Here is a 12647-nt window from a genome sequence, read left to right on the forward strand (position 1 = left end):
ACGGAAAACCATCGGCTCATTTCGAACACGACATCGCTCTTGTAGACGGAAAACCTGAATTATTATCTACGTTTGCTTATGTTTATCAAGCATTAGGAATAGTTAGTAATGAGGAAGATGAGTTTAGGAAAGTTGCTTTAGTGGTTTAAACACAGATTTCACAGATTAGCACAGATTAGTTTGTGAGATAAACGTTTAAATTATAAATCTTGATTATTTAAACTATGGAAGATTATTACCTTAAAGAGGAAACATACAAAATAATTGGTGCATCTATGGAGGTTCATAAGATTCTAGGCAAAGGACATAGCGAAAAAGTATATGGAGATGCTTTAGAATATGAGTTTAATAAAAATGAAATCGATTATAAACGAGAAGTTAAATACAACATCGAATATAAAGAAATCGTTTTACCTACTTATTAATTTGCTGATTTTGTTCTTTTTGATAAGATTATTTTAGAAATAAAAGCAATACAATTATTGTCGTCAAGCGAAATCAAACAAACATTAAATTACCTAGCTGCCTCAAAAAACAAAATTGGGTTATTAGTCAATTTTGGAGAAGATAGCTTAAAATACAAACGAATAATTTTATAACATCCACTTAGCAAAATACATTTTAACCACAAATAATCTGTGCTAATCTGTGAAATCTGTGTTTGTTTTTTTTTAATGAAATCCCTGTGTAATTCTCATTCAAATGAAATCTGCTTTTAAACTTATACTCAACACCATTCCGCGTCCTATCTTAATCCGTTTAAGTTATGTTGTACGTCCTGTTTTAGCTTTAGCTTTAAAAGGCAATACTTATACTGATCCTATTGACGGCAAGAGCTTCAAAAGTTTTTTACCTTACGGATACGGAACGCAGCGTACGAATGTTTTATCTCCTAGTACGCTTTCGTTAGAGAGACACCGTTTATTATGGCTGTATCTGAATGAAGAAACAGATTTTTTCACAGCACCACTCAAAGTATTGCATTTTGCTCCCGAACAAGCTTTTTATAAGTTGTTTCGAAAGCAAAAAAACTTGGATTACACTACTACCGATTTATTTTCGCCTTTGGCAGATGTAAAAGCAGATATTTGCGATTTGCCTTTTGAGGACAATCAATACGATGTGATTTTGTGCAACCACGTTTTGGAACACATTCCAGATGACACAAAGGCCATGCAAGAATTGTATCGCGTATTAAAACCAGGCGGAATGGCTATTTTACAAATCCCACAAGACTTGAATCGCGAAACTACTTTTGCTGATGATTCTATTACAGACCAAAAAGAGCGTGCTAAAATCTTTGGACAATACGATCATGTACGTATTTATGGTCGTGATTACTTTGATAAACTACGTTCCATTGGATTTACCGTAATTGAAGAAGATTACACCAATAAAATTAGCCCCGAATTAGTGGAAAAATATTGCTTAGCCAAAGGCGAAGTGATTCCAGTTTGTTTTAAATAACCCTATTTATAACATTGTGGAGTATCAATTTTGCTTTGATGTAAGTTGTGATGTAAAAACTGGTTTTTATATTCCTACTGCTTATATTATCCCTAAAAACCAACGCATAACCTACGTTGACAAAAAAGCTACAGCCGATGTTTTGCGTTCGCTGAACATTACCATTACAACTTTAGAACCCAACATTCAAAAAGCAATCGCAATATGTGAAGCTCTTAAGCCCGAAGCTTTAATCAAGAAATTCAACAATACTGGAAAAGCTAAAAAAAGTATTGAAGAACTTTTAAAAGACCCTAAAATAGTACTTGGTATTCAGCAATATTACCACCTCAAAATGGCGGCTTTTTTGGATTTAATAACTGCTTCTGATTATCCCTTTTCAGTTGAATTAAATAAAGATAAAGACTTTAGAAAAAGCAGTGTTTCAACTCAAAATAATCCATTAGAAGCGCAACTTAAATTTCAGAAAACAGAGGAAGGTATTACGTACACTTTGGCGCTAAAAGACGAAATATCCGTTTTCTACCCTTGTGATAAAAACACCATGATTCTTTTGTTCGAACCAAGTTGGCTGATTATTGACCAAAAATTATTTGGATTAAAAGACATTGACGCTAAAAAGATAAAACCTTTTTTAAACAAAAAAACTATCGAGATTCCGTCTAGAATGATTCCTAATTATTTTGAAAAATTCATCAAAGATATGGTCAAAAAAACGACTATTGAAGCGGATGGATTTGAAATTATTCAATTAAATAATTTGCAAAATTGCTCGATAGAAATAGTACATGATTTTTTCAAAAATAGCTACTATCTCAATCTCCTTTTTGATTATGAGGGTTATGTTTTTGATGCTTCAAAAATAAAACACAGCCATTCAAAAATTGATTTAAATCAGCCCGAACAAATTAAAGTCATTCAGTACAAGCGTAATATCAATAGCGAATTAATTTTCGAACAAAAAATGACTTCCATTGGCTTTACAAAAACAGAACATGGTTTTTGGAGGCTTTCGCCAAAGGAGGAAAAGACCGAAACCTATGATACAATTCAATGGCTAATTGAAAACCAACAAGAGTTAATTGCTTTTGGTTTCAACTTAAACCATTTAAAAATAGAAGGCAAAAATCTTCAAACTGAAAAGCCTAAAATACATTTTTCAAATAACGTTCAAAACGACTGGTTTGACTTAAAAATCACCATCAGTTGTGGCGAATTTGAATTTAGTTTTGCTGCTATCATTCCAAATATCAAACAGCAAAACCAAGTCTATATTCTCCCTGACAAAAGCTGTTTTTTGATTCCAAAAGAATGGATGATGCAATATGCGTCTTTGGCCAAACTAGCCAAAGTAAAAGAAGGAATTTTACAACTGCCCAAAAGCAATTTTGCGGTTTTAAACGCCATTCCTGAACTCAAATTAGAAACGGTGGCAACGGAGAAAAAAGAATTCCATCTTTCGCCATTGGTAAAAGCAACCTTACGCCCCTATCAATTAGAAGGTGTACAATGGTTATTAGAACATTATCACAACAATCTAGGGGGTTGTCTTGCTGATGACATGGGGCTTGGTAAAACGTTACAAACCCTTTCAGCTCTCGTTTGCGTTCAAGAAAAGCTAGAAGAACAACAAAGAGAAGCGGAACAGCTTGATTTATTTGGGAATGTGATACCACAAGCCAAAGAGTATCTTAAAGCACTGATTATACTTCCTTCTTCTTTAGTATTTAATTGGTACAATGAAGCCCGAAAATTTACACCACACCTAAGACGAATCCAATACATAGGAAATGAACGAAAACTGATAGCTAAAAAACTAGCTCGTTATGATTTGGTTTTTACCAGTTATGCCATTGCTTCACGTGATAGTGCTATTTTAGAAAAGTATAATTTTCGCTTTTTAATTTTGGACGAAAGTCAATACATTAAAAACAAAAACTCAAAAATATTCAAAGCTGTTAACCAAATTCAGGCCCGCACTCGATTTTCATTGAGCGGAACTCCTATTGAAAACTCTCTTGACGACCTATGGTCACAAATGGAATTTATCAATCCAAAAATCCTGGGGAGCTATTCCTTTTTTGCAGAACATTACAAAAACCCTATCGAAAAGCAGCAAGATCCTGTAGTTTTATCCGAACTAAAATCGTTGATCAGTCCATTTATTTTAAGGCGTACCAAAGAACAAGTATTGAAAGATTTACCCGAAATGACCGAGCAAATCTATTACTGCGAAATGGAAAAAGAGCAGGAGAAATTATATGAAGAAGAAAAATCCAAAGCTAGAAATTCATTGCTAAAAACAGATGGTTCGAAAGTCGATAAAATCAATATCATCAACACCTTGATGCGCTTAAGACAATTGAGCAACCACCCCAAAATGATCGATTCTAAATCTGAATTGGATTCAGGAAAATTCAATGCGGTAACAGATTATTTGACCACTTTGATTCAAGCTAAACAGAAAACAATTGTTTTTAGTTCCTTTGTTTCTAATTTAGATTTCTATAAAAAATGGTGTATCCTTCATAACATAAAATTCAAAGAACTCACTGGATCCACTGCTCAAAAAGACAGAGAAATAGCCGTTAATCAATTTCAAGAACAGGACGAGATTCTACTCTTTTTTATCTCATTAAAAGCGGGCGGTGTGGGACTGAATATTACCAAAGCCTCATATGTACTTTTTTTAGATCCTTGGTGGAATCCCTTTGCTGAAAAGCAAGGAATCGGGCGTGCTCATCGCATAGGACAATTAAACAAAGTCAATGTCATTCGTTTTATTACCAAGAACACCGTAGAAGAAAAAATTATCCGATTACAAGAAAACAAAAAAATACTATCGAATTCGCTATTAGATGAAGATAGCATTAGTCCTGAAATTGAGACTCATTTAGATTATATTTTAGAATAAAGACCATGACGATTTGTTTTATTGTAAAATAACTTAATGTATAATTTGTTATATTTACGCAATAGTCACAAGAACCGTCGTTTATGTTTTTCAAACTCACACTCCATTTTACTTTATTATTGACTCTAGCGCACTCCTTAACCGCTCAAGTAGAAAACGAAGTTGCGCCTCCATTTAATATCAAAACAGTTTCTTTTATCAATAACAATCAAAATGCGGTTCCCGTTTTTGAATTAGGATCTGGTTTTCAATTACAATTTGATGATTTATACGGAAATAACGCTGATTATTTTTACGAAATTGTTCACTGTGACTACAACTGGGAACCCTCACCAATACCGAAAGCGGAATACCTATCTGGTTTTGACAATCAACGTATTCAAAACGTAGTAACGTCATTTAATACATTACAAATTTACTCTCATTTTACACTTCCTATTCCTAACCAATACACACAACAATTAAAATTAAGTGGGAATTATATTTTAAAAATCCTAAACGACAATAGAGAGATTGTTTTTTCTCGACGCTTTATTCTTTATGAAAATGTGGCAACGATTCCTATTCAGGTAAAAAGAGCAAGAACGATAGACAACTTACCGTACATGCATAATTTAGATTTCTCTGTTAATTCCACAACCATAACGTTTCAAAATCCAATAAAAAATGTGAGATTGGCTTTGTTTCAAAATGGAAATTTCAATAACGCCATCAAAAACATTACTCCTCAATACACGCTAGCCAACAGTTTGATCTACAAATACGATAAAGAAACACAGTTCTGGGCAGGGAATGAATTTATGTATTTTGAGAATAAAAACATCCGTTTCCCTTCAAATTTCATTTCAAAAGTGGACACCAGTACTGAAATTTACAGCACACATTTATTTACTAATAATGCTAGAGGCAACTTCCCGTATTCCTTTTACCAAGATGTGAATGGAAACTTTGTAGTACTGAATGCAAATGCTGAAAACAGTGAGATTGAAGCAGATTATTCCTGGGTTTATTTTACCTTATCAGCACCTAGTTTCAGACTTAAAAAAGATATCTATGTTGTGGGGATGTTTAACAATTATAATCTCACTCCCGAATACAAAATGGATTACAATCCTAAAAAAGGGATTTATGAGAAAGCCATCTTAATCAAGCAAGGTTTTACTAATTACAACTACCTTATTGCAGATAGTAAAGGAGTAATAGATAACGAAAATGCTGTTGATGGTAATTTTTATCAAACTGAAAATGAATATACTATCTTGGTATACTATAGAAACAATACAGGACGATACGATCGCATCATCGGAAAAGGTACTGCTAGCTCAACGAATATCATCAATTAAAAAAACAATTCAAAAAGGGATAAAATAAATCCTTTTTTTTGTACTTTTGTTTCCTATTACACAACTATTTAGTAGTTCAACATGGTAACTCAAATCACAAGAGGCATAAAAATTTCAGTATTGACTAGTTTTGAAGGTACTTACTTCAAAAACTATAAGATACACTTTGCCTTTAGTTATGAGATTACAATTGAAAACCACAGTAAAGATTCCGTACAACTTACTTCACGTCATTGGGAAATATTTGATTCATTAAATGATCAAGAAATAGTGGACGGCGAAGGTGTCATTGGCAAAAAACCCGTCTTGAAACCTGGCGAATTACACAGCTACAGTTCAGGTTGTTTATTAGCTTCACCTTATGGAGCTATGCATGGTCATTTCAACATGATTAATTTTAGTAATGCTAAAAGTTTCAAAGTGTACATCCCTACTTTTAGATTATGTGCTCCTTTTGCATTAAACTAGTCTTTTAACTAAATAATCCGTATTCTTTTCCATTCTAAGCCTCCTTTCATTATAAAGTCCGTATTTTTGTTTTTAGACAAATGATTCAGTATGTTCGATTTACCATTTAAATCTATCCCTACTTTCATTTGAAATTGATAATTATAAAATACACCATTATGTTAAAAGGATTTTTCAAAGTACCCAAAGCAACCAACGAACCTGTAAAAAGCTATCTTCCCAATTCCCCTGAAAAAGAAGCTGTTCTTACTGCTTATGACCAAATGTGGAATTCTAAAATTGATGTACCTCTTTATATTGGAAGTGAAGAAATAAGAACAGGAAAGACAAAAACAATTACCGCCCCACACGACCACCAGCACCAAGTTGGAATCTATCATCTTGCTGAAAAACAACACGTAGAAAAAGCTATTAAAAATGCGCTAGAATCTAGAAAAGCATGGGCAAATATGGCTTGGGAACAACGTGCAGCTATCTTTTTGAAAGCGGCCGAACTAATTGCAGGACCTTATAGAGCTAGAATCAATGCCGCAACCATGATAGGGCAATCAAAAAATATTCATCAAGCCGAAATTGATGCCGCTTGTGAGCTAATTGACTTTTTACGCTTCAATGTAGAGTTTATGACGCAAATTTACGAGGACCAACCAGCTTCATCAAATGATATGTGGAATCGTCTAGAATACCGTCCTTTGGAAGGATTTATCTACGCTATTACTCCATTTAACTTTACTGCAATTGCCGCCAATCTACCTGCAAGTGCAGCCATGATGGGCAATGTGGTGATTTGGAAACCAAGTGACAGCCAAGTATTCTCGGCGAAAATTATTATTGAAGTATTTAAAGAAGCAGGGATTCCTGATGGCGTTATCAATGTCGTTTTTGGTGATGCTTTAATGATTACAGATACCATTTTAGCTAGTCGTGATTTTGCTGGATTGCATTTCACAGGATCCACACATGTTTTCAAAGACATCTGGTCTAAAATTGGAACTAACATTCACCATTATAAAACCTACCCAAGGATCGTAGGGGAAACAGGTGGAAAAGATTTCATCATAGCGCACTCAAGCGCTAACGCAAAACAAGTTTCGACTGGAATTGTACGTGGAGCTTTTGAATTTCAAGGTCAAAAATGTTCAGCAGCTTCGAGGGCTTATGTGCCTAAAAGTTTATGGCCAGCAATAAAAGAACAAATTATCACTGATGTGAAGTCTATGACAATGGGGTCGCCACAAGATTTTTGCAATTTCATTACCGCAGTAATTCACGAAGGATCATTTGATAAATTAGCCCATTTTATTGACCAAGCTAAAAAAGACACTGAGGCCGAAATAATCGTTGGTGGAAATTACGACAAGTCTGTTGGATATTTCATTGAACCAACGGTGATCGTTACGACAAACCCCCATTATAGTACAATGGAAACTGAATTATTCGGGCCTATCATGACGATTTACGTTTACGATGATGCCAAATGGGAAGAGACACTAGAATTGGTAGATGCTACCTCAGAATATGCTTTAACAGGAGCTGTTTTTAGTCAAGACCGCTATGCGATTGAAGTTGCCACTATCAAATTACAAAACGCAGCAGGTAATTTCTATATTAATGATAAGCCTACTGGTGCTGTTGTAGGACAACAACCTTTTGGTGGCGCAAGAGCATCTGGAACAAATGACAAAGCAGGATCTCCAATAAACTTATTACGTTGGGTATCTCCGAGAACAATCAAAGAAACATTTGTAACCCCTGTCGATTATCGATACCCATTCTTAGGGGAATAATTTTTTTAATAACTCAAATTTGAGTGGTTTAAGTCTTGAATTCTATAAAAACCAAAGAAGCCGAATTTAATTTTAAATTCGGCTTCACTTTTTTATTATCTTTTATGCTTATTGCTAAAATGTTAAACCACAAACTTCAATGGCAAATGCACTACTTTCTTAGTTTCAAAGAATTCATCTTCAAAAATAGACGTTAAATCATATTGTGTGGCTTTCGGAAAGTCCTTCAATTCTTCGGTTAAATCACCACCTTTCAAATAAAGAATTCCGTTTTTAAGATCATGTTTGTGCTGTTTTTTGATTTTGGTTTTTACCCAAGAAACAAAATCAGGCATATTTGTCACGGCACGACTTACGATAAAATCAAAATCACCTTTTACGTTTTCAGCTCTAATTTGTTCTGCTTTCACATTTTTTAGTTCCAAAGCGTCAGCAACTCCTTGAACGACTTTTATTTTTTTAGCAATGACATCAATCAAATAAAAACGAGTTTCAGGAAATAAAATCGCCAATGGGATCCCAGGAAAACCACCACCAGTACCCACATCTAAAACAGAACAGCCAGGTTCAAATTTCATTATTTTAGCAATTCCAAGCGAATGTAAAATATGCTTAGTGTATAAAGAATCAATATCTTTTCTAGATATTACATTAATTTTTTCGTTCCAATCGTGGTATAAAAAATCCAGCTTTGCGAATTGTTCTTTTTGAATTTCGCTTAAATCTGGGAAATACTTCAATATCTCTTCCATTATCTTATTTTTTAACAAAAGTACTATTTTTAACTTTGAAATATTTAACTCAATTTTGCAAATTGAAAATTTATAATAATTACCTTTGTTGATTATTAGAACCTAAACTATTTATGAATTCAAATGCACCGACTTTTCCACGACATGATGCTTTAAAATTTTTTAAAATTTTAAACGCAAGAGTGAATGAATACTTTAAGGAAAACAACATCAAAAAAACGGGGAACTGGAAATTGTATATAAAAACTGCCATTATGTTTTCATTACTTTTCATTCCGTATTTTATACTTTTATTTATTCCAACAATGCCTTTTTGGCTACACCTTATTCTTAGCTTCGTAATGGGCGTTGGAATGGCGGGTGTTGGAATGAATGTGATGCATGACGGAAATCACGGCTCTTATTCAACCAAGCCTTGGGTAAACAAAATTATGGGGGGAAGCATTTATATTTTAGCTGGAAACGTATACAACTGGCAAGTCCAACACAATGTATTGCACCACACCTATACCAATATTCACGGGCATGACGAAGATCTTGATGCTGGGCGTATTATTAGGTTTACAAAAGATGCTAAATGGTACAGTTTTCATAAATTTCAACAATATTACGCTTTATTGGCTTACGGACTTTTGACAATCAACTGGTGTTTAACTACTGATTTCAAACAAATGGGTGGTTACCTTAAAAGAAAATTATACTATGGGACAAAACCTAATCCTAAAAATCTATGGACAGGATTGGTTATTTCTAAAATCGTTTATTTTACTTTTTGGTTAGTTGTGCCTATGCTTATGCTAAGTTGGTGGAAAGTTTTGATTGGATTTTTCATCATGCATTATACAGCAGGACTTATTTTGAGTATGGTCTTCCAATTAGCACACGTAGTTGAAGAAACAGAAAACCCAAAACCAAACGAATTAAACGAAATGAGCAATACTTGGGCAATTCACCAATTATATACCACTACTAATTTTGCTCCAAAAAGCTGGTTGCTTAACTATTACACTGGAGGATTAAATCACCAAATCGAACACCACTTATACCCAAATATCAGCCACATCCATTATGGAAAAATCGCTGAATTTGTAAAACAAACAGCACGTGAATGCGAGTTGCCTTATTTTGAATACAAAACTATGTTTAGCGCTGTTGTTGCTCACATCAAACATTTAAAAGACTTAGGGGTAAACCCCGAAATAGCAAAATAATAACACAAAAAAATCATTAACCGCTTTGGTTTTTCTTCAAAACTAAAGCCTTTTAAAAACTATTTTAATGAACCCACTTTCAGACAGGATTAACAATCTAGCGACTTCACAAACATTAGCCATGGCTGCTTTAGCTAGAGAATTAAAAGCACAAGGAAAAGACATTATCAGTTTAAGTTTAGGAGAACCTGACTTCAATACACCTGATTTCATCAAAGAAGCAGCAAAAAAAGCAATCGATGACAATTACAGTACTTACTCTCCGGTAGATGGATACGGTGATTTGAAAGATGCTATTTGCCGTAAATTCAAGAGAGATAATGAGCTAGATTACAAACCAGCTAACATTGTAGTTTCAACTGGAGCGAAACAATCTTTATACAATATTGCACAAGTAATGTTAAACGATGGCGACGAAGTAATCCTTCCAGCGCCTTACTGGGTTTCGTATTTCGAAATCGTAAAATTATCAGGTGGAGTTCCTGTAGAAGTTCCTACTTCTATCGAAACTGATTTCAAAATGACACCTGCACAATTAGAAGCAGCTATCACACCAAAAACTAAAATGATGTGGTTTTCTTCGCCATGTAACCCATCAGGTTCAGTATACAACCGTGAGGAATTAACTGCGCTAGCTGCTGTACTAGCTAAACACCCAAACATCTACGTAGTAGCTGATGAAATATACGAGCATATCAACTTCTCTGGAACTTTTTGCAGCATTGCATCTATCCCAGGAATGTTTGACAAAACCATTACTGTAAACGGAGTTGCTAAAGCTTTTGCAATGACAGGATATAGAATTGGTTATATTGGAGCACCAGAATTTATCGCTAAGGCATGTACTAAAATTCAAGGTCAAGTAACATCAGGGGCTAACTCTCCAGCACAAATTGCTACTATTACCGCTGTTGATGCTGACCCATCAGTATTAAACCACATGGTACAAGCGTTCCATTCTCGTAGAGATTTAGTAGTAGGATTGTTAAAAGAAATTCCAGGAATAAAAATTAACGTTCCAGAAGGAGCTTTCTACGTTTTTCCAGACGTTTCTTCTTTCTTTGGAAAAACATTAAAAGGAACTGAAATCAAAGATGCAATGGATTTATCTATGTACCTTTTGGCAGAAGCTAACGTAGCAACTGTAACAGGTGATGCTTTTGGAAATCCGGATTGTATTCGTTTCTCTTATGCAACAAGCGATGACGTTTTAAAAGAAGCTTTAAAAAGAATTAAAGATGCTTTGGCAGGATAGTCAAAAATCATTTTAAATATTCAAATGCCTCAGGAGTTTTCTTGAGGCATTTTTTTTTTTTAAATATCTAGATCTAAATTATTTCAACAACAGAAGTAAAAATCCTTGAGCACAATCCTATAATTCAAAAATTATAGCCTTCAAAAGTCAGTTTAGAGGTGCTCGAAATATTGTTTTTTTAGGCTTCCTAATATGTGTGTTTAATTTTATCGCTTCACCAGTTGTAGGGTTGATCACATTGATTCATGTGTTTTTATATAATATACTTTTGGTCACTGCTATCCGAAATTTTTATTGAAAATAAAAATACCAGTTCCTATTCCTTATAAACAGGTATGAATTATAAAATTATGCTGAAAATAATTGAGAATGGAATACAATCTTTTCTGGACTTACTTTTTCAGCGCTATCTCCTACTTGATTACAGACCTAGTCTAAACTTAAATAATGAAATAGATGAATTCTAATTTTTCCTGCCAAATTTGAAAATAATTTGTTTTTTAGATAGTCACTTCTTAAGAAGAGCTATTTTCAATTTACGCAAAAATAAGAATATTGTACACTTTGAAAAATTTGAACAATTTATTGAACCAAAGAACAATTTGCAGTTTAATGTGATTTAATCGTAGTTTTAAACTGTATCTGATTCTGAACAAAAGAGTAGTATGAATAGCACCAGCCATGCCATTAAGGAAGTTTAAGCCTAAAGCGTGGTTTCTTTTTAAGTGTGATGTTGTGGGCTCAATCGCAACTCTGACTCTAAATCGTTTCCTGGCAACTTCCAGTTTGTGTCTTGAACTCTCTTTTTTTTTGTATCAGTATTTGAAGTTCCATAAACTTCTATTTTGCTTCTAAAATCTCTGTGTACCAGTAGTACTAGGTCTTGCTTTTTTTTTTTTTCTTACTCGCCACTTTGGGCTATTGATTCTTCCAATGTGTTGCTATGGTGGGATTATCTAAAAATCTTCTTATTGAAGAAATAACAGCTGTTTGTCTTTCCCTAACTACACAACTTTTGGTTCAAATTTATATGCCTTGTGAGCTTTACCTTTAGCAATACAAGCCGTTTGTGGTTCGTTTAAACTGTATATTTAGTCTTTACTATTGCGTTCTTGAGTGAGTGTTTTTTGCAATTGATAAATACTTCTTCGTATTGTTATTCAAGATGTTTTGGTGATTTTCTTTCTAATTCACGAACTACTCTAGAGCTAATTATTCGTAATTTATTTAGAGCCATAGTTTTTTTGTTTGGGAGATATAAGTTAATGGTTTTGTGTATTATGCTGTGGGAGATGAGCGTTTAACTAAAGTGTTGACAACAAAAAATAAAATTTGCATTGAGCTTTTATTGTCAGAATTAGCTCAAAAGTATCTTGAGATCATTAGTTATAAAAACTAATAATCTATAAGTGTAGTGTTATTTATAACCTAAGTGTTTGGGCTGTTGTTT

Annotated in this window: 8 protein-coding genes and 2 pseudogenes; 9 read left to right on the top strand and 1 reads right to left on the bottom strand. The window is 33.8% G+C overall.

Annotated elements, in window-relative coordinates; genetic code table 11:
• The 7 genes and pseudogenes from WBQ70_RS02040 to pruA form a co-directional block, all read left to right on the top strand.
• A pseudogene (locus WBQ70_RS02040) lies at nt 1-149 on the top strand (type I methionyl aminopeptidase); the annotation flags it as partial.
• A 75-nt stretch (nt 150-224) separates the two neighbouring features.
• Nucleotides 225-599: pseudogene (locus WBQ70_RS02045) on the top strand (GxxExxY protein).
• A 103-nt stretch (nt 600-702) separates the two neighbouring features.
• Nucleotides 703-1467 carry a class I SAM-dependent methyltransferase gene (locus tag WBQ70_RS02050; protein ID WP_423909870.1) on the top strand — a complete coding sequence of 255 codons (765 nt, stop codon included), beginning with the start codon at nt 703-705 and terminating at the stop codon, nt 1465-1467.
• A gap of 16 nt (nt 1468-1483) precedes the next feature.
• The gene (locus tag WBQ70_RS02055) at nt 1484-4381 is read left to right on the top strand and encodes an SNF2-related protein (protein ID WP_423909873.1); all 2898 of its coding nucleotides are present in this window, start codon (nt 1484-1486) and stop codon (nt 4379-4381) included.
• An 83-nt stretch (nt 4382-4464) separates the two neighbouring features.
• On the top strand, nt 4465-5724 hold the full coding sequence (locus WBQ70_RS02060; protein WP_423909876.1) for a DUF5103 domain-containing protein: 1260 nt from the start codon (nt 4465-4467) through the stop codon (nt 5722-5724).
• An 81-nt stretch (nt 5725-5805) separates the two neighbouring features.
• On the top strand, nt 5806-6192 hold the full coding sequence (apaG, locus tag WBQ70_RS02065; RefSeq protein WP_423909879.1) for a Co2+/Mg2+ efflux protein ApaG: 387 nt from the start codon (nt 5806-5808) through the stop codon (nt 6190-6192).
• Between the two features lie 158 nt (nt 6193-6350).
• Nucleotides 6351-7979: an L-glutamate gamma-semialdehyde dehydrogenase gene (pruA, locus tag WBQ70_RS02070; RefSeq protein ID WP_423909882.1), complete on the top strand. Its 1629-nt coding sequence runs from the start codon at nt 6351-6353 to the stop codon at nt 7977-7979.
• Nucleotides 7980-8101: 122 nt separating this feature from the next.
• Here pruA and rsmG read toward each other — a convergent pair whose 3' ends face one another.
• Nucleotides 8102-8731 carry a 16S rRNA (guanine(527)-N(7))-methyltransferase RsmG gene (rsmG, locus tag WBQ70_RS02075; protein WP_423909885.1) on the bottom strand — a complete coding sequence of 210 codons (630 nt, stop codon included), beginning with the start codon at nt 8729-8731 and terminating at the stop codon, nt 8102-8104.
• 113 nt (nt 8732-8844) lie between these two features.
• Here rsmG and WBQ70_RS02080 point away from each other — a divergent pair, with 113 nt between their 5' ends.
• The gene (locus WBQ70_RS02080; RefSeq protein WP_423909887.1) at nt 8845-9942 is read left to right on the top strand and encodes a fatty acid desaturase family protein; all 1098 of its coding nucleotides are present in this window, start codon (nt 8845-8847) and stop codon (nt 9940-9942) included.
• A 67-nt stretch (nt 9943-10009) separates the two neighbouring features.
• Nucleotides 10010-11197, top strand: coding sequence for a pyridoxal phosphate-dependent aminotransferase (locus WBQ70_RS02085; protein ID WP_423909890.1), 1188 nt, complete (start codon nt 10010-10012; stop codon nt 11195-11197).
• Nucleotides 11198-12647 lie beyond the last annotated feature (1450 nt).

It is taken from the genome of Flavobacterium sp., from assembly GCF_049590715.1.
Classification (GTDB): Bacteria; Bacteroidota; Bacteroidia; order Flavobacteriales; family Flavobacteriaceae; genus Flavobacterium.